This is a genomic window from Methanoculleus receptaculi, assembly GCF_033472595.1.
Taxonomy (GTDB): domain Archaea; phylum Halobacteriota; class Methanomicrobia; order Methanomicrobiales; family Methanoculleaceae; genus Methanoculleus; species Methanoculleus receptaculi.
In genome coordinates this window covers 1,274,506-1,299,140 of record NZ_CP137642.1, presented here as the reverse complement: position 1 = coordinate 1,299,140, position 24,635 = coordinate 1,274,506, and the positions used below count along the sequence as shown (strand labels likewise).

Below are 24,635 nucleotides of genomic sequence, written 5' to 3'. Positions count from 1 at the left end.
ACGCAATCCGCCGCTGGAAGAGATGGGCGCCACCAGCGGCACTCTATGGGTGCAGGTAGATCATCACTGTTGATAGCACGATAAAACCAAGTGTGGCGGCTGCAAAGACCATTTCCCCGGTATTGAGGGTTTTTTTGCGTATATAGAGGCCGGCCTTTCCCCCGTAGCCCCGGCAGAGCATACTTGTATAGGTGCGCTCCCCCTGCTCGTATGAACGTATAAACATCGTTCCCACGGTGTAGCCGACCTGGTGCAGCCTGTAGCGGTACGGGAGGCGGCGGTCCATGGGATCAAAACACCTGGTCGACATCGCCGTCCGTATCCTCCCGAACATCTCGGCAAAGACAAAGATGTAGCGGACCATCATCCCGAGTGTGAGGGTGAACTCTCGCGGCAGACCGAGCCTCCCTGCCGCCTCGATCATATCCTGCATCCTGGTTGTCGATGAGAGCAGGATGATGAACGATATGCTGACGATGAACTTCACGAACAGGATCGACGCAAACTCCAGCGACTCCGCGTAGATCTCGAGCCCGAATGGCAGGGTTGCAACCGTATGAAACGCATCGTAATAGGGGTTCTTTAGAAAGGCCTGGAACCCCACCAGGAATATCCCGAACGGCATGAGGAGAGCAAGCCTCCGGAGGTAGACCAGCGGAGAGAGGCGTGATGCCGCCCAGAGAAGGAGAAAGAGAGCCAGGAAAGCGGCACCCAGGGTGTAGACCTTCGTAGAGTACGGCAGCGCCACGATGGCCACGATGGCAGCAAGGGCCAATAGGAGTTTTATCCTTGCATCCAGTCGGTGGATGACGCTTTTTCCGTAAGCGGACCTCTCGATGGAGTACAGATCGTCGATCATCTCTCTCGCATGTATGCATCAAGGAACGCCTTCTCGGCATCCCTGTAGGTGTAGGCCATCTCGATCTCCACACCGTTCTCCTGGAGCGACCGGATCAGCCTCGGTATGGGCGGCACATCGAGTTTTGCCCGGGTGAGGAGTTCCGGTCTGGCAAAGACCTCCTCCACCGTCCCGGAACCCATGACCTTTCCCCGATCCATCACATAGATGAAGTCCGCCATCTCCGCCACCAGGTCGAGATGGTGGGTCGAGAAGATCACGGTCATACCGTAATCCTCGGGCAGCCGGTTGATAAACGTCACAAGGTCTTCGACACCCTGGGGGTCAAGCCCCGCGGTCGGTTCGTCGAGCACCAGCACCTGCGGCTCCATCGCCAGGATGCCGGCTATGGCGACACGTTTCTTCTCGCCGCCGGAGAGGTGGTGCGGCGCGCGCTCGCGGAGGTCCTCGATCCCGAGCAGACGCAGTGCCTCCTCGACACGGTGAGCAACCGTCTCCTCATCGAGACCAAGGTTGATCGGGCCGAAGGCTATGTCCTGCTCCACGGTGGGGGATATGATCTGGTCGTCCGGGTTCTGGAAGACGATCCCGACAAACTTGCGCACCTCACGGAGATTCTCCTTTGTGATGGGCTCACCCCGGACCAGCACCCCGCCGGAGGTTGGTTTGAGGATGCCGTTAAAGTGCTTGAAGAGCGTGCTCTTCCCGGCACCGTTTGGCCCGATGACAGCGATTCGCGCCTTTCGCTCTGCAATAAAGTTCACGCTCTCCAGGGCGCGGATGCTGCCGCGGTAGACGTGGGTGAGTTCACGTGTCTCGATCAGGTGCATAGCAACAAAAGGTTGGGAGTTTTTGAGGTATCTAATTGTCTGGCCGGGCAGAGACCTTCGCAACCGCAAACACCAGCCCAAGCATGAGCAGCGTCCCGATCACGATCGCAAGCACCTCCCCCGCCTTATCCATCCCGGGTATGCTGTAATCCGGCATCAGGGGTTGATGCGAGAAGTCGTTTCCTGTCACCGCCACCACCTCTTCCTCTGCAGCGGCGGCAGCCTCTTCGTCAAGGTCGCTGCCCATGAAGGGCTTCGCACCGTATATGCTGAAGAACGCGCTCTCAAGCCCATCGGGGTTGCTCGACGCGAGGAAGGGCGCAGCGATTGCGATCACCAGAGTGACCGCGATGCCGATTATGACAAACCGTTTTGCCTCCATTACGTGCCCACCCCCAGAGGGTGTTCAAGGATGTCCGGTCGCGCCGACGCTATCAGGTAGAGCGCTATCGCGGTGATGCCCCCTTCGACGAGACCGATGATGGCGTGGTAGGCGCCCATCATGGTAAGCCCGACTGTGAGAGGGAACGTGCCGGCGATTGCAAGTTCAACCACACAGAGGATTGCAGAGATAAAGAGCGACGCCCAGCCTGCGATGAATGCTGCAGCGTAGGCGTTCGAGATCAGCCTCCTGACCGCGGTGTAACCGTAGTAGCCGATGAACCCGCCGATCACGCCCATGTTGATGATGTTCGCACCCATCACGGTGATACCGCCGTCGCCGAAGATGACCCCCTGAACCAGGAGTACCAGTGTCAGGACGAAGACACCCGCATACGGCGACCCGAGGACGATTGCCGCAAGTGCCGCACCGACCATATGCCCGCTCGTCCCGCCGGGGATGGGGACGTTCAATGCCTGGATGGCAAAGATGCCGGCGGCGAGCACGGCGACGAGTGGCACCTTCTCCTCTCCCATCGACCGCCGCGCCCAGCGGAGAGCGAGGGCAACAAAGATCAGGGCTATTACCCAGTAGATCAGGGCCTGCCCAATAGGTATGAAAGCATCAGGGATATGCATAACGCATCTGATGCGATTGTAGCACTTTTTAGTATAAATGTATTACTAAACAATATGGTTACCTCAACCGGTAATAATCCGGCGTACTTCCGATGCGAAAAGTATACCCATAGCCCTGACCACTGCCGGTTTTAAGGCAAGTTTGCGAAGCAGGCTGCCCGGCCGGTCGATGTCGCCGTGCTCCACGATCGTCCTGATGACGTCCGGGTTGTCGAGAGCACGGCATAGGCGATCGATCTCTTCGGGCGTCATACGCTGGCGCAGCCTGAGCGCTTTCATCCCTATATCGAGTTCCCTCCCGAAATCTTCCCTCCATCGGCGCTCATACTCACGGAGATGCTCGTCATCAAACGCCCCCGCCGAGCAGCATGCCGCCGCAACGGCAGCCGCGTGCTTTGCGGAACGAACGCCAGTGTAGACCCCGCCGCCGGAGGTGGGTTTAGCAAACCCGGCCGCGTCGCCGACGATGAGTGTCCGGTGACCGCAGGTCTGCGGCATGACGCCGAGGGGGATGACCCCGGTCACAAGGTGGAGCACGCTCCCCCCGTACCTGGCGATGAAACTGTCAAAATATTCTTTTGCATGCTCCCTGGCACATAGACCGACCCTGGCCCGGTTCGGTGAGACCGGGATCGTCCATCCGAAGAACTCTGGCGAGGCATTGGGGTGCAACTCAACGCAACGCGGGTTGATGGAGCAGGGGACTTCGGCCTGGATCCCGGCAAGGTAGACCTGCGGCCGCTGGAACCCGAGCATTCGAGCGATGGAACTCCGCGGGCCGTCGGCGGCGATCAGGAGACGGTACGAGACCTCCTCGCGACCGCGAACGCCGCGGGTCAGGAGAGCGGTGCCCCGGATACCGGCCGCGCTGGTCTTCAACCGGAACTCCGCCCCGGCGTCCGCCGCTTTTTCGGCCATCCCGCGGTCGAGCAGACCGCGATCAACGACAAAGGCCTTTGTGACACCTGCATCAAAGAGGAGTTCCCCGCCGAGGCCAGAGAACATTCGGGCGCCGCTCACCTCGTTTAAGATGGAGCGTCTCGATACACCGCACTCCGCAAACGCAGAGGTGGAAAGGAGCCCGGCGCACTGAACGGGATGGCCAATTGTCCCGTGCTCCTCGATGCAGAGCGTCGAGAGCCCTTCCTCAGCACAGGCCCGTGCTGCAGCGCTCCCGGCGGGCCCTGCACCCACAACGATAACATCCCACGTCAGTCTATCACGCCTCAAAGGGGTGTTCTGCTCCATGGCCATTCTTCAGAGAGGTAACATCTCACAGCAATAAACTCTCTCTGCAGAGTTTTCAAATTTATTGGTCCTGAAGGTGTTCCAGGGCTTTAAGCCGCCCGAGACCGGAACCATCGGTTCCTCCGTTCAGGCAAATTGCAGCAGGGGGTTGCGGCGAGGAAAATGTATGCACTCTCTCCAGAGCACGAGCCGTATGCGGCATCCTCGCGACTTCGTCACGATAACAGAAAGGATGCACCAAAAGAGGTGACTACCGGAGATGTTCTGTCACCGCCCGCCCGGCTTCCAGGCCTATGAGCAGAAGGAAGATGATGGTCAGCACGAGCATCAAGGAGAGGAAGACTGCAATCGTTTCCTGCAGGGGGGCATTGAGCGCCACGGCAACAGGCGCAAGGATTTCCGGAAACGCGGCAACTGCAGCGGAGGCAGCCACCCATATAGCCACAAAAATGAGGTAGATTGAGATCCTGTTCATAGGCCTACTCTTCGCGGCCCTCTTCCCGCTCCATCTCTTCCCGATGCGACTCGATCTTTCGGGTGGCATCAGCAGCCCAGCGCTCGATCTCCCCGGAGAAAAGCCTTCCGCTCCGGAAGAGGATAAAGATTGCCCAGATAACCAGGATGACAAGCACTATGCCCGCGAGAACCGGTATGATCCCCGCGATGAACGGCAGGAGGAAGAGGAACGCGATGACGGCGAGGATCACGTAGGCGATGCCACGGAACGCCCGCTGGTAACGCTCCAGTTTCTCGTCGGATGTCTCTTTTCGGGAATAAGCCGCGGCAGCATACCCCGCCAGTGCGTTTGTGACGTCAATGACCTCCTTGAAGATGCCAATAAAGATCAGCACGAGTGCGATCAGGATTATCGCCGAGATCAGGCTTCCAAGCCCTACCAGGCCAAAGATGAGCGGATCGCCGAGCATATTTGCAAGCGGCTGGAAGATCAGCACACCAAAGAGCCAGATGAGAAACGCTACAACAACCCCGACGACGATCTTCGGAACACTGTCATAGATCTCCCGCCGGGATGCAGTAAGTAATTCTTCACGGTCTACCATGATTGTTCACCTCTTTCGAGATGTCCCTATGGCCTTCAGTTTATTTATAATTTGCCATAACAGAAGCCTGTAGAAGGAGTGGCGGCGTAAAATACGGTTCCTCTCATAATTTTTGTATACTCCCCCTCCAGAGCGTGATATTGCGGACTGGATCTTTGCCTGCACAACGCGATGCTGCCGCAACTGGCATTATGAGGGGGATGATGATCCTGAAAAACACACGCTGAAGGGGATCGGCTCTGGGGCCCGGAGCGGGTATCGCCCCCACAGATGTATATTTGACGGATGATAGCCCAGATATTACGGAATGCCTGAGGAACGGGAGTTCAAGTGGAAACAGTGCCTGATTGTGCGTGCCGACATCAAGATGACCTGCGGCAAGAAGTGCGCCCAGATCGCCCACGCCGCCGTAACTGCATTTGAAAAGGCCGATAAGACGGCGAAGAAAGCCTGGCTCGATGAGGGGCAGAAGAAAGTGGTGCTGAAGGTGCCCTCTGAGCGCGACCTCTTTGAACTCAAGACCATTGCCGAGCGGGCGGGCATCCCGGCAGCGATCATCCAGGATGCCGGGATGACCGAGATCCCCCCTGGAACGGTGACGGCACTCGGTCTTGGACCCGCCCGCTCCGAAGACCTGGACAGGATCACCGGAGACCTTCCGCTGCTATGATGCCCTCAACCTACCCCCTCGAACGCGATCTCGGGATGCGCTACTACGCCTCGGAGACCCCGGGGATCGGCGGCCGACTCCGTTCAACCCCCGCAGACTTCGTCGTCGAGGAACTCCCTCTTCCAATCCCCGACCAGGAAGGGCCCTACCTCATATGCCGGCTCACCAAGACCAGCTGGGAACTCCAGCGGGCGGTCAGGGAGATTGCAAGGCATCTTGGTCTCAGTCACCGCCGGATCTCCTGGGCGGGAACGAAGGACAAGAACGCGGTGACAACCCAGTTCATATCCATCTACGACGTCCCCCCGGAGGCGGTCGAGGGGGTGCACCTCAAGGATATCTCTCTCGAGGTCGTGGGGCGGTCACAACACCCGCTCAGTCTCGGGAGCCTTGCGGGCAACCGGTTTGAGATCGTTATCAGGGAGTGTCTCATAGAGGATCTTCCGGCACGGGTGCAGACGGTCACGGAGGCGGTCTCTGCAGGGGTACCTAACTACTACGGGGTGCAGAGGTTCGGCGTAATCCGGCCGGTCACCCACATTGTCGGTGAGAAGATACTCAAGGGAGATTATGAGGGTGCTGTTGCCGCATACATCGGCCGGGCATACCCGATGGAGCCCCTGGATGTCCAGCAGGCGCGAACGCGGTTTCTCGAGACGGGAGACGCACGAGCGGCGCTTGCCGACCTTCCCGTAAGGCTGACCTACGAGCGGGCGATGGCAAACCATCTGGCAGCAAACCCCGGCGACTACGCCGGCGCGCTCCGGGTTCTCCCGCCGAAACTCCTCTCACTCTTTGTGAGCGCGTTCCAGTCCTGCCTCTTCAACCACGCTCTCTCCGCCCGCATAGATGCCGGTCTCCAGCTCAACGAACCCGAGATCGGCGACCGACTCCTCTTTGAAAACGGGCGGGAGGATGTTGTCACGGCGCGGAACCACCAGGCGGCCCGAATCCAGATCCGGCGCGGACGCTGCCGGATAGCCCTCTTCATCCCGGGTGCTGAACCGGTGAGAGTGTACGGGCCGATGGACGATATCATGCGCGACCTGGTGCAGAGGCGCGGTATCGAGGCCGCGGACTTTGAACGCGCCTCCAGGTTTGTGGAGACGGCGTTCTCGGGGGCTCTACGCGCGATAAGCCTGTCGAGCAACGTGGAGGCACAGGTCTCTGGCACCGACGTCCGGCTACGGTTCAGCCTCCCGCCCGGTCACTACGCAACGACTGTATGCCGGGAGTACATGAAAGCCGAGCCATATCTGATGATATAAGCGGGCAGGCTTACTATGCTGCGGAACCACCACAATGGAAAGAACAGACCGGACGCCACGAATTTCGGGTGCGGCGGGGGGTTAACCCGCCAGCCGCATCCATTCGTATGAAAACTGCCTCATCCTGAATTGTGCCACAGCCTGGAAGCGGTGGTTTGATGGGCTTCGGGGTCGCCCTCTCACTCTGGCTGCGCTGCAGATCTCTGCACGCAACTCCCACCGGGCGGCAGGAATACGCCTTTCCAGAATGCTTTTTCCGCTTCACGGATCAAATCTCTACCCGGTTCAGGGGGTAATCTCCAGTCATGCAGGCCGACAGGGTGGTTGCACATGCGTAAGACCGGACCGCGGGTGGTCGAGGTTGTGCAGGACCGGCATGGGAATCGGATTGAGATATTTGACCCGCCGTTCTACCGGAAGGAGTTTGAGGACGCGTACCGGTTTATCATCGATGATTATGCGGTGGCACCAAGAGAGATTGGCCTCTTTCTCCCCTGTGCGGTGCGCAAACCCTACAGCCAGAGCCCGAGCCATCGGCTTTTTCGCCGGATCATCGATGAGGTCCTGGATCCTGCGGACTATCATATCGTCATCTTTGGCACCTGCGGGACGGTTCCTGCGGAACTTGAGTGCATGTACCCGTTCTGTAACTACCATTACATGCTCGGCAGGACAACGGACGAGCGGATCCGGCGCGACTTTCACCGGATAGAGGTCTATCGGTTGAAAGGTTACCTTGAGAAGACCCGGGATACCTACCGGCACCGACTTGCTTACTGCATCGGGCCGTTCAGGAAGGCGGTGGTCGAAGCCTCAAAAGAGAGCGGGGTCGCCGTCGACCTGCTCCCCTCGGATCCGATAATTGAGCGACTCTACGATATCGACTGTCCATTCCCGGAGGGGAGCCTCTCGATGCAGGGCTACATCGATGAGTTCCGGGAGGGACTCGTGAGGATCGCGAAGATGGTGCAACGGTGAGGTCTTGAGATGGCCTCGAAACATTCGTGACTGCTACCCCATCTCTCGTCGGGGGCCTTATGCCTCTGTTCTTTCTAAAAACCAGATCATCCGGTTCTTCCAGCGCCTCCATTCACCAGATCCTGCGGATTGTCAACGGCGTGCAGTGAGCGACGACCGCCAGGAGAAGCCAAATCCTGGACGCAGAGGAATCTCATCTGGTCTAAACGTGACTTGAACGCTGAAACATCTTCTCTGGGGCACTGGACCGTGGGGGAATCAAAAATAGGGGAAATGGTGGAATGGCCTCCCTCTTTTCAGCGTATCCGGTGAACTCAGGCATCACCCTGAGGGGCACTTCCTGTAACGTGCAGGCCACACCCGGAAAAACCGCCTTTTGAGAAGCCCTCAAAGGCTCTTGAGCCGGCAGTCACTTCGGCTTGTAGTAGCCCCACTTCTCCATGGCTTTCTTGAGTTCCGGTGCATGGTTTGCCTTCTCGTCGAGGCTCTCCCCCTCTTGCCAGGCCTCGATCGCCTGCATGACGGCCATCGCACCCGCCCTGGTCCCCTCAGGGTGGCCGTGGATCCCGCCGCTCACAAGGAGGACAAGGTCGGTTCCGTATATATCGAGGACGTCCGGGACGAGTCCTGGGTGGAGTCCGCCGGAGGAGACAGGGAAGGCGCTTTTTATGTCGCCCCAGTCCTGCTCCAGGGCCATGTGGGGGAGAGCGTTCACGCGCCGCTCCCGGAGAATGTCCGCAAGCAGCGTGGCCTCGGCCCTGGTGCCGACCAGTTTACCTACGGCAGTCCCGGTGTGGATCTGAGTAACGCCGATCAACCGCATCAATTTCGCCAGGAACTGCATGGTGATCCCGTGGCGCTCGTCACGATCGAAGGCTGCGTGCATCGCGCGGTGAGCGTGAATTGCAAGTCCGAGGTCGGAGCAGTGGTCACGCAGTGCCGCGACCGCGGCCGTTCCCGCCACAACGACATCGATCATCGCGTAGTTCCAGCCGTAGTCTGCAAGCATCTCCGCCCGCGCTTTCATGGTTTCCGTATCGGCCGTGATGTTGATAAACGCGGACTTTGCCTCACCGGTCTCCTGCTCGGCGCGATCGCGCATATCTGTCATTGCGCTGACGCGATCCTCAAAACGGTTAAACGAGTGAGAGGTCAGGTTCTCGTCGTCCTTGACGAAGTCAAACCCACCCATCCAGGTCTCGTAGCCCACCTCAGCGTGCTCCTTTGCGGTGAAACCGACCTTCGGTTTTGGGACGGCGCCTGTGAGCGGCCGGCCGTGAACCCGCATCATATCGCGGATGCCCTCGATACCGAAGTGCGGGCCCTTGAAGTGCTGGATGTAGCCGGCCGGGAGCGTGGCGTCGATCAACCGGAGGCGGTTTAACGCCTTCATGCCGAATATGTTCCCGGCGATGCCACTCAGGAGCTGGGTGGCGTTCCCCTCTTCCCAGAGAGCAAGGGGGTATGCTATCTTCACGTAGTTCCCCTCGATCTCGAAGGCCTTCGCCTGGAGGTCGCGCATCCGTGGTGGCATGGTAAAGAGCGTTGTCCAGGTCCCGGTCGAACTCTCTGAGGCGATCCGGCCAACCGCCTCCTCCTTGCTGACCCCTTCAGCGGGTTCGAAGTAGTAGAGTGCTACAAGTTCGTCCGGGCCGGGGGTATGGTCGAGATCAACGAACTCATTGTACCAATCAATCGCCATAACATCACCTTTGAAGTGAAGGCTTTCAGGGGCGAAAAACCTTTCATCCGATGAGGGCAAAAAACCAGGTGAGAAACCGTGTTTTTCATCCGGCGCTGGGACGGACGGAAAAGAGGGCGTTGGCTGGGGGAAACGCGTGTGAGGATGATGGTATTACATGTCTTTAATTTTGTCATATTAGGTAAACATATATAACATGTATTTCATACTAACAATGGGTCGGGCCACCACTGATGGAAAACCTCCCCTCTGCACGTCCACCCTACCATATCTGTAACCAATTTTTTAGCCGGACACCAGCGAGGGTGTGTCCTGCCCTGGCACACACCGTCACAGTGAAACATCTCTGAGGAATACTGTTTCTGCCCTGGCACAATTTTCCCCTGATCTTCGCCAATCTACTGCCCGCCTTGGGGTGATAGAGTATATCGCGAAAGGCGTACACGGTGGCGGTCTTGACGGCTCCCCGCAGATACCGCCGAGAAAGAGTGGCGAGTTTACAGTCCAGATCGTTGATATGATGCCACCCCGCCCCGCACAAATGTATTTTATGCAGGAAAACTGATTGAGTGAGGCGAATAAGGGTGCGGCAACGCAACCGATGCGTCAGCCGTCACCGTATAGGTGCGAGGGTTGCCAAGCCAGGTCAAAGGCGCCAGGTTGAGGGCCTGGTCTCGCAGGAGTTCGTGAGTTCAAATCTCACCCCTCGCACTCCGGTTTTTCAAGCAACGCAGGGGGAAGATCCCGCGATCTTTACACCGGCACCGACTGGCGCTGCCGGCAGCGTTCAAGGAGTCCCTCCCACTCAGCCGGGTGCTCCTCCGCCCACTCGATCAGCGCATCGACCACCCGGTCTCGAAACGCGGCGTCCACCCGGTAGTCAACCAAGATACAGTCCACTACCATCTGAATCTCCATCTCAGTGTGGTGGTCGCCTTCAACCTTCGTGACAGTCACTCCCAAATCGCCTAAACGTCAGAATAGTATATAAAAATGATCCTTCCGCTGCCGACGGGAGGGCTTATCGTGCCCTGCGCAGAAGATTACGGGAACCAGATATGAGACTCGGTGTTCTCTTCTCCGGCGGGAAAGACTCGGCCTTCGCCTGCTGGAAGGCGATGCAGAAGGAGGAGGTGGTCTGCCTGATCACGATCGTCTCCCGGAACCCGGAGAGTTACATGTTCCACACCCCCAACATCCGGTTTGCCGCGCTGCAAGCCAGGTCCGCCGGACTGCCGCTCCTGGAGATGGAGACGGAGGGCGAGGAAGAGACCGAACTGCTGGACCTTCGGCATGCACTCCTTTCCGCACGGGAACGTTTCGGGATCGATGGCGTTGTGACCGGGGCGATCCTCTCGGTCTACCAGGCAACGCGTCTCCAGCGGATCTGCTATGAACTGGGGCTATGGTGCTTCAACCCGCTCTGGCTTGCAGACCAGGAGGGCTACATGGAGGAACTCCTGGATGCCGGGTTCCGGGTCGTCATAACGGGCGTCTTTGCATCGCCCTTCGATGAGTCGTGGCTCGGCAGGGAGATCGACCGCCGCACTCTCGATGAGCTCCGTATGATCGCCCGCAAAGACCGGATCACCCTTACAGGCGAGGGCGGGGAGTTCGAGACGTTCGTCATCGACGCCCCATTCTTCTCCCGACGGATCGTGATCGAGGAGGGGTCGAGGGTCTACCGGAACCACAACGGCGTCCTCAGGATAGAGCGGGCGCGGCTGGTGGGACGATGATCCTGGTCATCGACCTCTGTTACCGTGAGGACTCGCTCTCGCGGGAGGAGTTTGTTGCACCTATCGAGCGGTTCCTCAGGAAGTCGGGCAGAGAGTTTGACGTCCGCCATTACAAAGCGCTCAGCGCAACCGATATCGCAGCCGCGGATGGGGCAATCCTCTGCGGCACGGTGCTGATGGACACCGGGTTTGCGGAGCGGCTCGACCTCTTTTGCTGGCTCCTTGAGTTCGACCGCCCGGTGCTCGGGATATCCTCCGGGATGCGGGCGCTCGCCGCGGCGTTTGGCGCCGGGGCTGAACCCGGCTGCGGGATCGGGATGACGGAGGTGGAGGTTCTCGCCTCTGATCCACTCTTTGCCGGGAAAGAGAGGTTCTCCGCTTACGAGGTGCGTGGGTGCGCCGTCGGTGTGCCTGATGGGTTCACGGTGCTCGCGGCCTCAGAAGACTGCGTTCAGGCGATCCGGCACCACTCCCTCCCCCTCTACGGCCTCCTATTCCACCCGGAGGTCAGGAACGAGTGGCTGATCGAGCGGTTCCTCGGGCTGGTGGATCAACGGCCGTAGCGGTTGATTGTGTTGATCAGGGCCGCGATCCCTTCCATCTCCTTATCGAGCACCTCATTGCGGGTCATCCCCATGCTCGTCTCCGCGTCGGCTGTCAGCATATCGGGGCCGCGCAGAACGTCGCGGTCGACGCCGTCGGCGGAGAGGATCTCCTTTGCCTCGGCGTCGTGGACGAACGCCCGACCGGGGATGATCACGACATCTTCGAGTTTTGAGAGGTCCACGCCCGCCAGGTCGTCGGCGGTGATGAGGCACGCGATCTCCTTTCTGACCGCAACAACCCTGGAGGTCGAACCGCGTATCGAGAGTATCCGCTGGATGTATGGGGCGGCGACGCTCCCGGTGATAACGGTTGCACGCCTCTGGACGCGGGGGAGTTTTCTGAGGAGGTCGGGTTCGTGGAGGATGGCAAACGGCGAACCGATGCTCGGGTCGCCAAGCGGGGTTCCGCTGATCTTCATAGAGAACCGCTCGTTCAGGTCGGTGACGAGGTTCTGGAACTCGTCGACCGTGTGGATGCGCTGCCCCTCGAGGATGGGGGCGTTGCCGAGGATGAGCCCCTGTTCGGTGCGGTTTGCAAACCGCATAAGGATCAGCCCTTTTGCGCCACGCTCATCCAGCCAGGCGCAGGTCTGCTCCAGAACATCGCCGTCGTTCACACCGGGGATGATAACAGCGGCGGCATAGACATCGATCTCCTCACAGAACCGATCGAGGACGGCGAGCGAGGCTTCCGGCGTGGGGTCGTGCATCCAGTCTCTCCGGAGCCCGGGGTCGGCTGCAAATATGGTGTATGAGACCTCGGAGAGGCCGTTATCGATGAGGTGATCGGCGACCCCGGGGTCATCGAACCCCTTGCCGCTTGTGTAGCCTATGTGGAGCGGCACCTCCATGCTCCCGAGCAGTTCGATGAGGTCATAGAACTCAGGGTAGCAGCTAGGGTCGCCGCCGCCGCTGATTGTGACACGGTCGAGGTCTCCGCTCATCATCTGGAGGTTTGCAAGCGTCTCCTCGGCGACCGTCCTGAGATCTTTGAAACCCTCGTAGCCCTCACGCACGCCGCGGGTGCAGTAGTCACAGCCTTTCTTGAAGGGGAGGCAGTGCCTGCAGCCGAAGGCGGTTGTCTCCCTGACGTGTTTGAAGTAACAGTACGAGCAGAACCCCCGGCAGTCAAGGCCGGGCCGGCCCCCGAGATCCACGGTGAGGTGCGACATCCTGCTGTTACTTCTGTGTTACTCTATATTGAACGTTGCACAGAACCGGCCGCGCTGCCCGCGGGTTATCAATCCAATGTTCCCCCTGTTTGATAAACCTCTCCCGAAGAGATTTCAAGGGGACGTGCCTCGCTGCAGACTATCTTTCCATCAGCCTTCATCTGATCTGTGATTCTTCATCGATGAAGCGCCAGGGAGAGTTCGTGTATCCATACCCAGACGAATCGCTTCTGAAAACGTTTATGAGACCGTCCCGGACACGGCCTTACAGGTGCAATCGCCACGCAGCGCCGGGCGGCAGGGGTGTTTCAGCGAATGCCGTTCAACCAGAGACTGCGGAGACAGGGGGGATTCGCCTCCCCCTCCCCGTCAGCCCCTCCCTGGGGGGCGATATCCCATCGATACAGTGTCATGGAGAGCACCAACCAGCGTGCCGGTGGATCCCCCACCAGGACGCTGTTTCCTGCACCCCGTGCACGGTATCCGGGGGGGTTATCGCCACACGCTGCCTGCCAAGCCCTCGTATCGAGGGGGCAGGGATGGTGGTTTTTGTGCGTCAGAAAAGAGGCTTGATGACCTTACACATTTATGCCCCGCCGGTGCTATCTGGTCATGGTGAATGATGCGGACAAGTCACCGGCTGCTTCTACGGCTCTACCACGACCCCGGGTATGACTTCTCCCGTGTTGAGATCGATTACGTAGACCGCGGTGCGCCCGGCGACCGCTCGACGGTTCGGGGCGAGAGGGTCGTTGCGCTCGAGGCGCCCTACATGGAGGTGGACGCCGGAACCCACACCGCCTGCATCCCCTATCATCGGATCCGGCAGATCCTCTACGACGGTGAGGTCGTCTGGGAGCACGGCCACCGACCGGGTGACGCCGGCGATGGGTGAGCGGCACCGCGGCGCCACCTTTTTTACCGCAGACCTCTTACCATTAGGGTATGCCCCAGTGGCTTAGGTGGCAGAGCGGCTGACTTGTAATCAGCAGGTCCCGAGTTCAAATCTCGGCTGGGGCTCTCAAGAAGACCTCTTTTATCCGCCGGGAATACCCGGTCTCGGTGAGGTTGATGCTCGGCACCGGAAACCTGTATCGCTCATCAACGACCCTCACGACGCGATGCTTGAAAACGGGTGACTGCTCCCGGGAAGAAGGTGCTTTCGGATCATCATCCTTCCCTGCCTGCTCGGGACCGCGGAAGCCACGGAGAACCTCACGTTCGTCTGCCTGGACAACAAGGCGTTCGGGGGCACCGGGAACCAGTCGACGGGCGGTGGACATGGAACTTCTCGCCCGAGCCGCCGGGATCCAGAGGAAGTGCAGGGTTCAGGACGAGGACAGGAGAACCGGGGCCGGGGCCCGACCTTCATCCACGTCGTCCTCGTCCCCGGGGAGATCCGGGGACGGTTTATGCGGGCGATTCGATGGTGACCTTCCGGAACGCTTTCCTTCTCCGGATCGCGCACCCCTTCAGACACTCCCGAACGCTGTATCGATGAGGAACCGCAAATCAGGGATAATACCGGCCGTAAAGATTCCCTGGGATCGGGCAAGACCTGCTCTCTCACCGCGGTCGCCTGGACTCGCAGGGGACACCCGTCTGGCAGAGACCACAACTTGAGACCGGAAACCCTAGTTCGCCCTCGACATGGGGCATTGCCGTCTCCCGGATATAGGCAAAACAGCGCTCCTTGTCGTGACCAGCCTCCGAGATCGCACCTGCCGGACAGCGTCGGATACAGGCATCGCATTCTCCACCCGCCAGACGGAGACAGTATTCAGTCCTGCTGTGATACGGTCTCGGCGTTGCGGGGATGTCTACCGCGGCCACGACCGAGCCCAGGCGCACCGCTTTGCCCCGCTCCGTGATCAGCCCATCGCAGAGACCGAACGTCCCGAGACCCGATGCATAAGCAGCGTGCCGCTCCGACCAGCATGAAGCGATTCCAGACCGCTCCGATACCTCGCGCCGGAACTCCGGCAGCCTGACCGGAGCGGCGGCCGGGTATCCGGCATCGGTAAGAAGACGGGCAATGTGGTCGCGGATGCGGTCGTTCACAGCCTCGCCGTAGTGCCGGGCAAGGCTCCAGCGGCGTGAGGGAAACGAGGTGCACACCCTATGCTCGCGCCGGGTCGCTTCGGTCTGCGGCAACACCCAGACTATGACAGCAAGATGTGAGTCCGCAAGATCGGCCTCTGGAAATCTGGTCCGGAACGCATCAAGAGGCGTCCAGTAAAACGGTCCGATCTTCTCTGTGAACTACCCGCGCCTCTCGGGCGGGGCTTCCTGCTTCATGGCCAACACTTGCACCACAGAGATGTGATGTAGAGGTCTTGGCTCCACAGGCTCAAAGGGCTGTTCCATCCCCACGCGGTGGATATTCACCGCAGCATTGTAATCTCTATCGGCAACAAACCCACAGTATGGGCATTCGTGGACTCTCTCGGAGAGCGTCTTTTTCACGATGCTTCCGCAGTTCGAACACATCTGTGTCGTGTCGCGGGGATCGACTTTGACGAGTTCCGTACCAGCACTTTCAGCCTTGTACGAGAGGTAAGAATAAAATCGTCCCCACGACGCACTGTGGATACTTCTCCGGAGCCCGCGAGATTTGCCGTTCTCTTTCAAATACTTGATATTCAGGTCTTCAACACAGATCGTCGCATAGGTGTCAACGTACTGACGGGAGAGTTTGTGCAGGAAATCGTTCTTCTGGTTGGCGACATGATCATAGACCTTCTCCAGTTTCCTTTTTGCCTTCTTCCAGTTTTTCGAGAACCGTTGTTTCCGGGCAAGACTCCGCTGGATCTTCTTGATCCTGCCAAGAGAATGTTCATAGAACCTGGGGTTCTCGATCACTGCACCGTCACTATCGACCGCAAACGAATCCAACCCGACATCGATACCGACAGACTGCCCTTCACGCTTTGACTTGTAGACCTCCTGCTCTGTCTGAATGATCACATACCATCTATCGCCGGAACGGGTGATCAGGACACCCTTCACCTTCCCGGTGTAGGGTCGGTGCATGTTGAACGGAATCGTTCCGATCTTCGAGAACGTAATCGAACTACGCTCGCGATCGATCTTGAAACCCGACTGATTATAATTGAGCGTCCGGTATCGGGCTGCACTCTTGAATCGGAGTTTGCCGATCTTCCGTCCTCTCTTCTTTGTCTGCGAGAGTGCAGCGATGTTGCTCCAGAGGGTATAGTTGACCATCTGGAGCACTTTAGAGTATACGTCCTTGAGTGCAGGATTCTCCTCTTTCAGCGTGACGATCCGCGCCTGCGTTCCCCGCATCGTCGGAGAGATCCCACCCTCTCGTGCTGCCGTGTTGCATTCTTCGAGAAGTTTGTTGTAGAGCCACCTACAGGTATCAAGTGCAGTGTTCAGCCGTGTTTCCACGGTTGCATCGGGATACGCCCGGTACTTGTAGGAAACGATCATTTACTTCTCTATCTGCGAGTCAACATACTCCTTCAGCGCATCGAGGCTTACCTGTCCTGACGTACCTGTACCGAATGTGCAGACCTATCAAGTTTATACCTCATGTTGGGTGAATGATAATAGAATACTCAAGAGGAATATATCTATCGCAGGAAGGAAGGGCGGCTCCGCTTTCATCCCCATCGTGAACGGTGGGGACTTCCCGCTCCGCCCCCTTCACCCCCGCAAGTTAAACTCGGCATACAGCGGATCGTCTCCCCGCGAGACGCCTATGAGCGGGCTATCCCAGGCAGGTTCCGCAAGATCCGGGCCCAGCCTGTTCAAATCAGGATCGGCCAGAAGCGACTCGATCTCCTGTAAGATCCACTCAGTACCAGATGTCCCGTCCATGGCAGACCCCGGTTTCACGCCGTCTCGACCTTTGACTCGTCCTCAAGGCCGAGTTCCTTTATCGCGATTTCACGCATCTTGAACTTCATGATCTTGCCCGAGACCGTCATCGGGAAGTCGTCGACGAACTTGATGTAGCGCGGGATCTTGAAGTGCGCGATCCTGCCGCGGCAGAACTCCCGCACATCCTCCTCCGTCAGTCTCGCACCGTTATCGACCCTGATCCATGCCATAAGTTCCTCGCCGTACTTCCTGTCCGGCACCCCGATCACATAGGCGTCAGCGATCTTCGGGTGGGTGTGGAGAAACTCCTCGATCTCGCGCGGGTAGATGTTCTCACCGCCGCGGATCACCATTTCCTTCAGGCGGCCGACGATCTTGACATAGTTCTCCTCGTCCATCACCCCGAGATCTCCCGTATGGTTCCAGCCGTTCTCGTCGATAGTTGCCCGGGTGGCGTTCGGGTTGTTGTAGTAGCACCGCATCACGCAGTAGCCGCGGGCACAGATCTCACCGGTCTCGCCGCGGGGGACGATCCTCTTTGTGTTCGGGTCGATGATCTTGACCTCCGTGTGAGGAAAAGGTCTTCCAACCGTCGAGACACGCCGTTCCAGCGGGTCATCTGTCGTGGTCATCGTGATCCCTGGTGAGGTCTCGGTCTGGCCGTAGACGATCACGATCTCGGAGATGTGCATTCTCTTGCTGACCTCCCGCATCACCTCTGTCGGACATGGCGAGCCCGCCATGATCCCCGTCCTGAGCGAGTCAAGCCTATAGTTCTCGAAGTTCGGGTGCGCAAGTTCGGCGATGAACATCGTCGGCACGCCGTGGAGGGCGGTGCACCGCTCGTCCTGCACGGCTTTGAGGACGGCCTCCGCCTCAAAGACTGGCGATGGCAGCACCATTGTGGCACCATGTGTGACGCTGGCCATGTTGGAGAGAACCATACCGAAACAGTGGTAGAACGGCACCGGGATGCAGAGTCGGTCGTGATGGGCGAACTTCATACCTTCCCCTACGAAGAAACCGTTGTTCAGGACGTTGTGATGTGTCAGAACCACGCCTTTAGGAAAGCCGGTGGTCCCGCTGGTGTACTGGATGTTGACCGGATCGTCGAAGTCGAGCGACTCTTCACGCTCCCGGAGTTCTTCAGGAGCGATGAGATCGGCCATCTCCATGAGATCGTCCCAGGTGTACATCCCGTTGTATGGGATATCCCCAAGGAATATGACGTTCTTCAAGAACGGGAACCTGTCGCTATCTATCCGGCCTGGCTTAGCCTCAAAAGCCTCGGGGCACGACTCATAGAACATCCCGACATAGTCGGAGGTCTTGAACCTGCCCTGGATGAAGAGTGTCTGCACCTCAGACTGCTTCATGGCATACTCGAACTCGTATGTCCGGTATGCAGGGTTGATGTTCACCATTATGGCGCCGATCTTTGCTGTGGCAAACTGGACAAGCACCCACTCAGCGTAGTTCAGCGCCCATATGGCAACCCGATCACCGCGCTCCACGTCAAGCGCCATCAGGGCGCGTGCCAGGGTGTTGACACGATCGAGAAACTCCGCATACTTCCACCGGATACCCTGGTGGACGGCTACGAGTGCCTCGTTGTCCGGGTGCGCCGCGGCTATACGGTTCAGCATTTCACCGATGGTGATGCCGAGCAGAGGTATCTGCGAGGTTCCGCACGCGTAACTGCCCTCAACCATTCTATATAAATGGGTGTCGGCGGCGTTATATGATTACTGGTTTTTTCATGCGCAATCATTATGCTGCATTGCCATCAATGTATTAGAGGGCAATGGGGTCGTGGCCTAGTCCGGAATGGCGACGGGCTCCAGCGGTCTTTGCACATGATGAACAATGGGTCTCCTGATTGACGGATGATGACCCGTTGGAGCACTGATGCATGTTCGGAGAGACCCGTCGATCGTGAGTTCAAATCTCACCGACCCCACATTCTTACAACTTTTAACGGGCAGGCCAGCCTGCACTCTTCTCATTTGGGCCATAACGCCCCAGAATGGTGGTAGTTATCCCGGGCGCAATCATCAGATAGATGGGAATCTCCTCTAGGCCCACCTTGTCTAACCCGCGCGCTCGCCAGGATCCATCCCCCGTGATGCAGGCGCGCATAAAAACTTACCCCGGGCGGCAATCAATCCCCCTCGCAGCAGTGGTTTTCTGTCCAGGATAGAGACGATCCGACCGGGAGGTCTTTAAACCAGGTCCACCAACATTTCAGCACTTATCTGAGGGCATCCATATGTATCTCATCGGCGAAGCACTGGTTGGAGACGGCGCAGAACTTGCGCACGTAGATCTGATCATGGGAAACAAAGAAGGACCTGTGGGGCAGGCGTTTGCAAACGCCCTCTCCCACCTCTCCAAAGGCCATACCCCGCTTCTTGCGGTAGTAAGGCCAAACCTGCCTGCAAAACCCTCGACCATCATCATCCCGAAGGTCACCCTGAAGAAAGAGTATCAGGTGAACCAGATCTTCGGGCCTGTGCAGTCAGCTGTGGCAAAGGCCGTCGCCGACCTGGTGGAGGAGGGTGCCTTTGAGGGGATCGATATCGAGGATATCGTCATCATGGCAAGCGTCTTTGTCCACCCAACTGCAGAGGACTACAACAAGTTATACAGGTTCAACTACGGCGCGACGAAACTCGCGATCCGCCGGGCGCTCGATCGTTTCCCTGACGTCGATACGCTCCTTCACGAGAAAGATCGGGCAACCCATGCCGTAATGGGATTCAAGGTTCAGCGTCTCTGGAACCCCCCATACCTGCAGGTTGCGATGGACCTTGTTGACAGGAACCATATGCGGAAGGTCCTCGAGGAGCTGCCGGAGAGCGACCACCTGATCCTCGAGGCCGGAACACCTCTTATCAAGAAGTTTGGACTCTCGATCATCTCCGAGATCCATGAGATCAGGCCAGGCTCCTTCATAGTCGCCGACCTCAAGACGCTGGATACGGGGAACCTGGAGACCCGCATGGCTGCTGACGCCGGTGCTGACGCCGTTGTGATCTCCGGTCTCGCCCCGCTATCGACGATTGAGAAGGCCATCCAGGAAGCCCGGAAGACCGGTATCTACAGCGTGCTTGACATGCTCAACGTCAGTGACCCGGTCGCCGTCATCGGGCAACTGAAGGTGAAGCCGGATGTTGTTGAACTCCACCGGGCTATCGACATCGAGGATACCGATTACGCCTGGGGCGATATTCCGGCAATCCGGAAGGCAGGCGGTGAGAGGATGCTGATCGCGACCGCGGGCGGCATCCGGCAGCATGTTGTGAAAGAGGCACTCAGGGCGGGCGCTGATATCCTGGTTGTTGGCCGGGCCATCACCGCAAGCAAGGATATCAAACATGCAGCTGAAGAGTTCCTGGAAGAACTTAACACCGAAGAGGTTGACCAGTTCAGGATCATGACCGATTTCTAAGGTCAGGTTATAACCATTTTTCCCTCCGGCAACGGTTCCTGGAAGGTTAACATCAGAGAATGTGTATCTCCTCGAGGATCGATGTTGGAATGGTCGATACGGCTGCAGGTGCCGGGAGAGACGGAGCGGCAACTATTTTTGTCTTGGTCCCCAATGTATGCAGGTAAACAGGGGCAGTAGGGTAGCCTGGTCCATCCTAGAGCGTTTGGGACGCTTTGACGGCAGTTCAAATCTGCCCTGCCCCATCAGTCATGAACCGCAAGACCGCATGTGAGGTCTACCGCCGCCTCCTTGCGCGCTACCCCATCGTCGACGGCAGGCGTCATTTTATCGAGTTCCATAACCCTTTCGAGGCTTTGATCCTGACCATCCTATCCGCGCAGACAACCGACCGCGCAGTCAACGCCATTCGCGACGAACTCTTCTCCCGCTACCCGACACCCGCGGCACTCGCCAGCGCCGAACCGGAGGAGGTCGAACCACTCATAAGGAGCATCGGGTTCCATCATATGAAAACCCGCTATATAGTTGGCGCGGCAAGAAAGATTGTCTCCGAGTTCGGCGGCGAGGTCCCCCAAACAATGGAGGGGCTGCTGTCGCTGCCCGGCGTTGGCAGGAAGACCGCAAACATCGTCCTTTCACATGCGTTCGGTATCAACGTTGGTATAGCCGTCGATACACACGTCCGCCGGGTCTCAAAGCGGCTTGGGCTCACCTCGAGCACGAACCCCGCGGTCATCGAACGCGATCTCATGGCACTCTTTCCACAGGAGGTCTGGGAAGATATCAACTTCCTCCTGATTCGTCATGGGCGCGCCGTCTGCAAGGCGCAGAACCCGAAGCACGACGAGTGTGTGGTGGCAGACCTCTGCCATTATTGCCGGGAGATGCAGGCCTCTGAGGAAGAGGGCGGTATGAGGTGAGGTTGTCTGCATGAACCGCTATGCTGGCCTCAAAACACCTCACCGATCAGAGCAAGTGCGATCAGGTAACAGCCCCCTGAGACCACCGCCGATGCCGGGATGGTCAGGATCCACGCGATCAGGATCTCGCGGACAACACCCCACTTGACCGCCGAGTAGCCGCGGGTTGTGCCAACACCCATGATCGCACCGGTTGCAGCGTGAGTCGTCGAGACCGGGATGCCGAAGGCGGTCATCAGAGAGAGGACGCCTCCGGCAGCGGTCGATGCGGAGAAACCCTGGTATGGCCGGATCCGCGTGATCTTGTTGGCCATCCTGTCGATGACCCGCCACCCACCAAATAGCGTTCCCAGTGATATGGCAAGGGATGATGCAAAAATGACCCAGAGCGGGACGTGAAACTCGGCGATCAGCCCTCCCGCAAGGAGCATGGCGGTTATGATGCCCATTGCGTTCTGGGCATCGTTGCTGCCGTGGCCGATGGCCTGAAATGATCCGGAAAAGATCTGGAGGATCTTAAAATGTCTGGAGAGACGCCTCGGGTGGTAGTTATGGAATATGCAGGCGATAAGGCCGGCGAGGACAAACGCGGAGAGGAAACCGAGCATTGGAGAGATAACGATAAAGATTACAACCGCAAGGATGCCGCCAATTTTCAAAAAACCGGCTGCAATGGCGAACGGGATTATCACCGTCACACCGATGAGCCCGCCAACAATAAAGTTCCATGGTTTAAAGTCATCCCTCCTGTAAGCGACTGCGGCAGTGATTATCGCCCCGATAAAGGCGCCTGCAATGGCGTAAAGAGCAGTCTGCCTGATCACCGCAATCGATGGCCAGAGGACCGCTCCAGTCCCGGCAGCAGCCATCCCCGCGCCAAGCAATCCACCAATAAGCGCATGACTGCTCGACACAGGGATCCCGAAGAACGATGTCAGAAAAACCCAGAGCACGGCGCCGAGCATCGCCATCAGGATCAGCAGCGGCGTGAGGAAGACCGGATCGACTATTCCCTTGCCTATGGTCGCCGCAATCGCAGTGGTGAAGAGCAGGGGTCCCAGGAGGTTGAAAACACCGGCCAGGAGGACCGCCTGCAGAGGTGTCAGGGCTTTCGTCGCGACAATGGTGGCGATCGAGTTTGCGGCATCGTTCAGGCCATTTGCAAAGTTAAAGAGCAGTGCAAGAAGAATGCCGAGAACGATGATCGGGTCCATAGCGGTCAGGAGTGTCTTATGGCTATGTCGCTCAAGACATTGGCGGCGTCCTCACATTTATCGGTAGCTATCTCGAGGTTTTCGTAAACATCTTTGAGCTTGATTATTGTTATCGCATCTTTCGTCTTGAAGAGGTCCATGATAGCGTGGCCGAGAACGTTATCCGCGACATTCTCCAGGCGGTTCACCTCTATGCACCGTTCCTCGATCTGGTGGGGGTTCTTTATGTTGCGAATGCCATTTACAGCCCTCTCGATCTCAATGACACTGAGCTGGATCAGTTTTGCGAGTTCGATCATTGAGTTGTCGGTCTCGGTGATGCCATAACTGTACATCTGCTGCATGGTGCCGTCGATGTAGTCCAGGATGTCATCGAGCGCTGATGCAAGGCGGGAGATCTCTTCGGGTTCGAGCGGGGTGATGAAAGTCAGGTTCAGTTGCTCGTAGATCTGATGTGCGATCTCATCCCCCTCATGCTCGATCTCTTTCATCGTGCGACACTGCTCTTTTATGTTCTCGATCCTCTCAAAATTCTCGATAAACTCGACAAGCATATCGGCTGCAGAGACAACCGTCCGGGCCATCCTGTCGAAAAGATCAAAAAACACCTTATCCTGCGGAACCACCCACTCCTTGATGCCCACAATGATCAATATATCGTTCTTTCTTCAGGGCCTATATAGCGATCGATCAGATCGGGTTTGACCGATGGAGGAGACCCTCAAAAGTGTAAAACATCCCGATTCCAGGTGATCGATTCTCAATATCCATGATGCACCATGACAACGCGGGGGTATATGCAGCAATGAATTTTGCTGTGTTTACAATTATGAGGCCATCAGAGTACTACTTCCCCCGTTTGAAAAACCTCTCCATGAAACGGATTGGGGGAGTGACAGCATCGCCGCGCACCCTCTCCAATTTGGATCAGGGGGTGGCCGCGGTTTTTGCAAGACGCCATTCCTGAGAGATGCGGAGACGGGAGACCGCCAAAGGGGGTATCCGGGTGGGATGGGTGAGAGAGGTGGAAGGATCTCCCCACGCGGTTTCAGGCGAGAAGACTTCCTGGTAGTTCCTGTCCCCTGGCACTGTATCCGAGGGTATCGCCAGAGATTGCCCGCCCCCTGTGAAAGGGGCGGGCGGAGGCCGTGGTGCGGCCGCAGGAGGGTGGGGGTGTTTCCAGCGAGCGAGGTTTCAATGACACGCGAGCGACAGGGGGAGGGGAACGTGCCACCCCCCGCCCCGGCGAGCCCCTCCCAGATTGGCGATTCCCCATCGATACAGTGGCTAGGGGGGTGCACCAACTCACCCGGTTCCCCGTGATAAACTCCTGAAAGATCCTGTTTCCCCCGTGGCACGGCTTTCGTAGGGCGATCACCCCCTCGGCCGGGAGGTGGGGGCGCTCAACCGCAAAAGGCGTCTCACCGCGGTGGTGGTTCGAGGGGATCAAGCCAGGAGCAAACTGGTTTGATGGGCTCATTATATCAGGCAAAACGCAGGAGAGTATAGTTTCTCTGGATTACGGCTGCAAGATCATGCAGGGTTTCCTATCAAGGAGTGGTGGTTGTTAACCGGCAAACCTGGCAAGCATGATCCTGCTCATCAGATCCTTTCCCCCACTTCAGTCGTGGAGGGTTGACGTCGATCCCGGAAGACCTTCTTCATCCCGGGCACTCTTGAGGGTGCTGCGGATGTAGTTGAGGTCGTCTTCATCTGCCGCGATCTCATAAAGTATGGTTCCAAGATTTGGACAACGCTTTGTAAAAGGCAGCAGTATCTTGCCTCTTTTAACCTGCAGCCCTACAAGCATCGGCTCCTTAAGGAGTACCCGAATATCCTTGAAGATAAAACCTGGAGATATCCCGTAGTACTCTCTGCAGTGTCGCTTGATGTAGTCGTTTACCTCCTTCGGTGTCGCGTCCATGAGGAGCACCTTTCCAGCGAGGCTGTTTACGCAACAGGATGGCATTATACCTTGTTCGTCTTTGTACGAATAAATACCTTACCGTCTTCAGTTACCCTCACCGCGCGAGATAGGCGTTTTCAGAC

General features: G+C 58.0%; 25 protein-coding genes and 4 tRNA genes. 12 read left to right on the top strand and 17 right to left on the bottom strand.

Annotated elements, in window-relative coordinates:
- Window positions 1–43 precede the first annotated feature (43 nt).
- The 7 genes from cbiQ to R6Y96_RS06595 form a co-directional block, all read right to left on the bottom strand.
- The gene (cbiQ, locus tag R6Y96_RS06625) at window positions 44–859 is read right to left on the bottom strand and encodes a cobalt ECF transporter T component CbiQ (RefSeq protein WP_318620458.1); all 816 of its coding nucleotides are present in this window, start codon (window positions 857–859) and stop codon (window positions 44–46) included.
- On the bottom strand, window positions 856–1,689 hold the full coding sequence (locus R6Y96_RS06620; RefSeq protein WP_318620457.1) for an ATP-binding cassette domain-containing protein: 834 nt from the start codon (window positions 1,687–1,689) through the stop codon (window positions 856–858). Before R6Y96_RS06620 ends, cbiQ begins: the two co-directional genes overlap by 4 nt.
- 31 nt (window positions 1,690–1,720) lie before the next feature.
- The gene (locus R6Y96_RS06615; protein WP_318620456.1) at window positions 1,721–2,071 is read right to left on the bottom strand and encodes a PDGLE domain-containing protein; all 351 of its coding nucleotides are present in this window, start codon (window positions 2,069–2,071) and stop codon (window positions 1,721–1,723) included.
- The gene (gene cbiM, locus R6Y96_RS06610) at window positions 2,071–2,709 is read right to left on the bottom strand and encodes a cobalt transporter CbiM (RefSeq protein ID WP_318620455.1); all 639 of its coding nucleotides are present in this window, start codon (window positions 2,707–2,709) and stop codon (window positions 2,071–2,073) included. Before cbiM ends, R6Y96_RS06615 begins: the two co-directional genes overlap by 1 nt.
- 63 nt (window positions 2,710–2,772) lie before the next feature.
- Complete coding sequence (locus R6Y96_RS06605) at window positions 2,773–3,957, bottom strand: NAD(P)/FAD-dependent oxidoreductase (RefSeq protein WP_318620454.1); 1,185 nt, start codon at window positions 3,955–3,957, stop codon at window positions 2,773–2,775.
- Window positions 3,958–4,207: 250 nt separating this feature from the next.
- A complete protein-coding gene (locus R6Y96_RS06600) occupies window positions 4,208–4,432 on the bottom strand; it encodes a hypothetical protein (protein ID WP_318620453.1) in 225 nt (74 codons plus the stop codon).
- Window positions 4,433–4,436: 4 nt separating this feature from the next.
- Window positions 4,437–5,018: a hypothetical protein gene (locus R6Y96_RS06595; protein WP_318620452.1), complete on the bottom strand. Its 582-nt coding sequence runs from the start codon at window positions 5,016–5,018 to the stop codon at window positions 4,437–4,439.
- A gap of 307 nt (window positions 5,019–5,325) precedes the next feature.
- On the opposite strand from R6Y96_RS06595, the gene pth2 reads away from it, so the two are divergent.
- From pth2 to R6Y96_RS06580, 3 genes are all read left to right on the top strand, one after another.
- Entirely contained in the window at window positions 5,326–5,688 is a 363-nt protein-coding gene (gene pth2, locus R6Y96_RS06590) for a peptidyl-tRNA hydrolase Pth2 (RefSeq protein WP_318620451.1), read from the top strand.
- Window positions 5,685–6,956 (top strand): tRNA pseudouridine(13) synthase TruD, encoded by a 1,272-nt coding sequence (gene truD, locus R6Y96_RS06585; RefSeq protein ID WP_318620450.1) that lies wholly within the window; start codon window positions 5,685–5,687, stop codon window positions 6,954–6,956. The genes pth2 and truD overlap by 4 nt, the downstream gene beginning before the upstream one ends.
- Before the next feature lie 330 nt (window positions 6,957–7,286).
- Window positions 7,287–7,934: a DUF5591 domain-containing protein gene (locus tag R6Y96_RS06580; protein ID WP_318620449.1), complete on the top strand. Its 648-nt coding sequence runs from the start codon at window positions 7,287–7,289 to the stop codon at window positions 7,932–7,934.
- A 409-nt stretch (window positions 7,935–8,343) separates the two neighbouring features.
- Here the strand turns inward: R6Y96_RS06580 and rbcL are convergent, their stop codons facing one another.
- Window positions 8,344–9,636: a type III ribulose-bisphosphate carboxylase gene (rbcL, locus tag R6Y96_RS06575; protein ID WP_318620448.1), complete on the bottom strand. Its 1,293-nt coding sequence runs from the start codon at window positions 9,634–9,636 to the stop codon at window positions 8,344–8,346.
- A gap of 626 nt (window positions 9,637–10,262) precedes the next feature.
- On the opposite strand from rbcL, the gene R6Y96_RS06570 reads away from it, so the two are divergent.
- A tRNA-Leu gene (locus R6Y96_RS06570) sits at window positions 10,263–10,347 on the top strand.
- A gap of 42 nt (window positions 10,348–10,389) precedes the next feature.
- On the opposite strand, the gene R6Y96_RS06565 is transcribed toward R6Y96_RS06570, so the two are convergent.
- Window positions 10,390–10,593 carry a hypothetical protein gene (locus R6Y96_RS06565; RefSeq protein WP_318620447.1) on the bottom strand — a complete coding sequence of 68 codons (204 nt, stop codon included), beginning with the start codon at window positions 10,591–10,593 and terminating at the stop codon, window positions 10,390–10,392.
- 101 nt (window positions 10,594–10,694) lie between these two features.
- On the opposite strand from R6Y96_RS06565, the gene R6Y96_RS06560 reads away from it, so the two are divergent.
- Both R6Y96_RS06560 and R6Y96_RS06555 read left to right on the top strand, forming a co-directional pair.
- Window positions 10,695–11,375: a diphthine--ammonia ligase gene (locus tag R6Y96_RS06560; RefSeq protein WP_318620446.1), complete on the top strand. Its 681-nt coding sequence runs from the start codon at window positions 10,695–10,697 to the stop codon at window positions 11,373–11,375.
- Entirely contained in the window at window positions 11,372–11,938 is a 567-nt protein-coding gene (locus R6Y96_RS06555; RefSeq protein WP_318620445.1) for a type 1 glutamine amidotransferase, read from the top strand. Before R6Y96_RS06560 ends, R6Y96_RS06555 begins: the two co-directional genes overlap by 4 nt.
- On the opposite strand, the gene mmp10 is transcribed toward R6Y96_RS06555, so the two are convergent.
- Complete coding sequence (mmp10, locus tag R6Y96_RS06550) at window positions 11,926–13,152, bottom strand: methyl coenzyme M reductase-arginine methyltransferase Mmp10 (RefSeq protein WP_318620444.1); 1,227 nt, start codon at window positions 13,150–13,152, stop codon at window positions 11,926–11,928. The two genes, R6Y96_RS06555 and mmp10, sit on opposite strands and share 13 nt — an antisense overlap.
- A gap of 619 nt (window positions 13,153–13,771) precedes the next feature.
- Here mmp10 and R6Y96_RS06545 point away from each other — a divergent pair.
- The gene (locus tag R6Y96_RS06545) at window positions 13,772–14,047 is read left to right on the top strand and encodes a DUF504 domain-containing protein (protein WP_318620443.1); all 276 of its coding nucleotides are present in this window, start codon (window positions 13,772–13,774) and stop codon (window positions 14,045–14,047) included.
- 52 nt (window positions 14,048–14,099) lie between these two features.
- Window positions 14,100–14,172: transfer RNA gene (locus R6Y96_RS06540), tRNA-Thr, on the top strand.
- On the opposite strand, the gene R6Y96_RS06535 is transcribed toward R6Y96_RS06540, so the two are convergent.
- The 4 genes from R6Y96_RS06535 to R6Y96_RS06520 all read right to left on the bottom strand — a co-directional run bounded on the left by R6Y96_RS06535 (window position 14,154) and on the right by R6Y96_RS06520 (window position 18,710).
- Entirely contained in the window at window positions 14,154–14,435 is a 282-nt protein-coding gene (locus tag R6Y96_RS06535) for a hypothetical protein (RefSeq protein ID WP_318620442.1), read from the bottom strand. The two genes, R6Y96_RS06540 and R6Y96_RS06535, sit on opposite strands and share 19 nt — an antisense overlap.
- A 283-nt stretch (window positions 14,436–14,718) precedes the next feature.
- Complete coding sequence (locus tag R6Y96_RS06530) at window positions 14,719–15,306, bottom strand: hypothetical protein (RefSeq protein WP_318620441.1); 588 nt, start codon at window positions 15,304–15,306, stop codon at window positions 14,719–14,721.
- Window positions 15,307–15,414: 108 nt separating this feature from the next.
- Window positions 15,415–16,605, bottom strand: a complete 1,191-nt coding sequence (locus tag R6Y96_RS06525; RefSeq protein ID WP_318620440.1) for an RNA-guided endonuclease InsQ/TnpB family protein — start codon at window positions 16,603–16,605, stop codon at window positions 15,415–15,417.
- Between the two features lie 404 nt (window positions 16,606–17,009).
- The gene (locus R6Y96_RS06520) at window positions 17,010–18,710 is read right to left on the bottom strand and encodes an AMP-binding protein (RefSeq protein ID WP_318620438.1); all 1,701 of its coding nucleotides are present in this window, start codon (window positions 18,708–18,710) and stop codon (window positions 17,010–17,012) included.
- 94 nt (window positions 18,711–18,804) lie between these two features.
- Here R6Y96_RS06520 and R6Y96_RS06515 point away from each other — a divergent pair.
- The 4 genes from R6Y96_RS06515 to nth all read left to right on the top strand — a co-directional run bounded on the left by R6Y96_RS06515 (window position 18,805) and on the right by nth (window position 21,372).
- A tRNA-Trp gene (locus R6Y96_RS06515) sits at window positions 18,805–18,958 on the top strand.
- A 309-nt stretch (window positions 18,959–19,267) separates the two neighbouring features.
- Window positions 19,268–20,449 (top strand): bifunctional 5,6,7,8-tetrahydromethanopterin hydro-lyase/3-hexulose-6-phosphate synthase, encoded by a 1,182-nt coding sequence (locus R6Y96_RS06510; RefSeq protein WP_318620437.1) that lies wholly within the window; start codon window positions 19,268–19,270, stop codon window positions 20,447–20,449.
- A gap of 170 nt (window positions 20,450–20,619) precedes the next feature.
- Window positions 20,620–20,694, top strand: a tRNA-Pro gene (locus tag R6Y96_RS06505).
- 6 nt (window positions 20,695–20,700) lie between these two features.
- Window positions 20,701–21,372, top strand: a complete 672-nt coding sequence (gene nth / locus R6Y96_RS06500) for an endonuclease III (protein ID WP_318620436.1) — start codon at window positions 20,701–20,703, stop codon at window positions 21,370–21,372.
- A 29-nt stretch (window positions 21,373–21,401) separates the two neighbouring features.
- On the opposite strand, the gene R6Y96_RS06495 is transcribed toward nth, so the two are convergent.
- From R6Y96_RS06495 to R6Y96_RS06485, 3 genes are all read right to left on the bottom strand, one after another.
- Window positions 21,402–22,586 carry an inorganic phosphate transporter gene (locus R6Y96_RS06495; RefSeq protein ID WP_318620435.1) on the bottom strand — a complete coding sequence of 395 codons (1,185 nt, stop codon included), beginning with the start codon at window positions 22,584–22,586 and terminating at the stop codon, window positions 21,402–21,404.
- 5 nt (window positions 22,587–22,591) lie between these two features.
- On the bottom strand, window positions 22,592–23,230 hold the full coding sequence (locus R6Y96_RS06490) for a DUF47 domain-containing protein (RefSeq protein WP_318622496.1): 639 nt from the start codon (window positions 23,228–23,230) through the stop codon (window positions 22,592–22,594).
- Between the two features lie 977 nt (window positions 23,231–24,207).
- Window positions 24,208–24,555: a DUF1894 domain-containing protein gene (locus R6Y96_RS06485; protein ID WP_318620434.1), complete on the bottom strand. Its 348-nt coding sequence runs from the start codon at window positions 24,553–24,555 to the stop codon at window positions 24,208–24,210.
- Between the last annotated feature and the right edge of the window lie 80 nt (window positions 24,556–24,635).

What these genes read in the sequence shown, in the direction of transcription:
- R6Y96_RS06485 (WP_318620434.1), bottom strand. Translation starts at nt 24,555, where the DNA reads ATGCCATCCTGTTGCGTAAACAGCCTCGCTGGAAAGGTGCTCCTCATG.
- R6Y96_RS06525 (WP_318620440.1), bottom strand. Translation starts at nt 16,605, where the DNA reads ATGATCGTTTCCTACAAGTACCGGGCGTATCCCGATGCAACCGTGGAA.
- rbcL (WP_318620448.1), bottom strand. Translation starts at nt 9,636, where the DNA reads ATGGCGATTGATTGGTACAATGAGTTCGTTGATCTCGACCATACCCCC.
- R6Y96_RS06510 (WP_318620437.1), top strand. Translation starts at nt 19,268, where the DNA reads ATGTATCTCATCGGCGAAGCACTGGTTGGAGACGGCGCAGAACTTGCG.
- R6Y96_RS06520 (WP_318620438.1), bottom strand. Translation starts at nt 18,710, where the DNA reads ATGGTTGAGGGCAGTTACGCGTGCGGAACCTCGCAGATACCTCTGCTC.
- mmp10 (WP_318620444.1), bottom strand. Translation starts at nt 13,152, where the DNA reads ATGTCGCACCTCACCGTGGATCTCGGGGGCCGGCCCGGCCTTGACTGC.
- nth (WP_318620436.1), top strand. Translation starts at nt 20,701, where the DNA reads ATGAACCGCAAGACCGCATGTGAGGTCTACCGCCGCCTCCTTGCGCGC.
- R6Y96_RS06615 (WP_318620456.1), bottom strand. Translation starts at nt 2,071, where the DNA reads ATGGAGGCAAAACGGTTTGTCATAATCGGCATCGCGGTCACTCTGGTG.
- R6Y96_RS06535 (WP_318620442.1), bottom strand. Translation starts at nt 14,435, where the DNA reads ATGTCCACCGCCCGTCGACTGGTTCCCGGTGCCCCCGAACGCCTTGTT.
- cbiQ (WP_318620458.1), bottom strand. Translation starts at nt 859, where the DNA reads ATGATCGACGATCTGTACTCCATCGAGAGGTCCGCTTACGGAAAAAGC.
- R6Y96_RS06495 (WP_318620435.1), bottom strand. Translation starts at nt 22,586, where the DNA reads ATGGACCCGATCATCGTTCTCGGCATTCTTCTTGCACTGCTCTTTAAC.
- R6Y96_RS06555 (WP_318620445.1), top strand. Translation starts at nt 11,372, where the DNA reads ATGATCCTGGTCATCGACCTCTGTTACCGTGAGGACTCGCTCTCGCGG.
- R6Y96_RS06545 (WP_318620443.1), top strand. Translation starts at nt 13,772, where the DNA reads ATGATGCGGACAAGTCACCGGCTGCTTCTACGGCTCTACCACGACCCC.
- pth2 (WP_318620451.1), top strand. Translation starts at nt 5,326, where the DNA reads ATGCCTGAGGAACGGGAGTTCAAGTGGAAACAGTGCCTGATTGTGCGT.
- R6Y96_RS06580 (WP_318620449.1), top strand. Translation starts at nt 7,287, where the DNA reads ATGCGTAAGACCGGACCGCGGGTGGTCGAGGTTGTGCAGGACCGGCAT.
- R6Y96_RS06620 (WP_318620457.1), bottom strand. Translation starts at nt 1,689, where the DNA reads ATGCACCTGATCGAGACACGTGAACTCACCCACGTCTACCGCGGCAGC.
- cbiM (WP_318620455.1), bottom strand. Translation starts at nt 2,709, where the DNA reads ATGCATATCCCTGATGCTTTCATACCTATTGGGCAGGCCCTGATCTAC.
- R6Y96_RS06605 (WP_318620454.1), bottom strand. Translation starts at nt 3,957, where the DNA reads ATGGAGCAGAACACCCCTTTGAGGCGTGATAGACTGACGTGGGATGTT.
- R6Y96_RS06600 (WP_318620453.1), bottom strand. Translation starts at nt 4,432, where the DNA reads ATGAACAGGATCTCAATCTACCTCATTTTTGTGGCTATATGGGTGGCT.
- R6Y96_RS06560 (WP_318620446.1), top strand. Translation starts at nt 10,695, where the DNA reads ATGAGACTCGGTGTTCTCTTCTCCGGCGGGAAAGACTCGGCCTTCGCC.
- truD (WP_318620450.1), top strand. Translation starts at nt 5,685, where the DNA reads ATGATGCCCTCAACCTACCCCCTCGAACGCGATCTCGGGATGCGCTAC.
- R6Y96_RS06595 (WP_318620452.1), bottom strand. Translation starts at nt 5,018, where the DNA reads ATGGTAGACCGTGAAGAATTACTTACTGCATCCCGGCGGGAGATCTAT.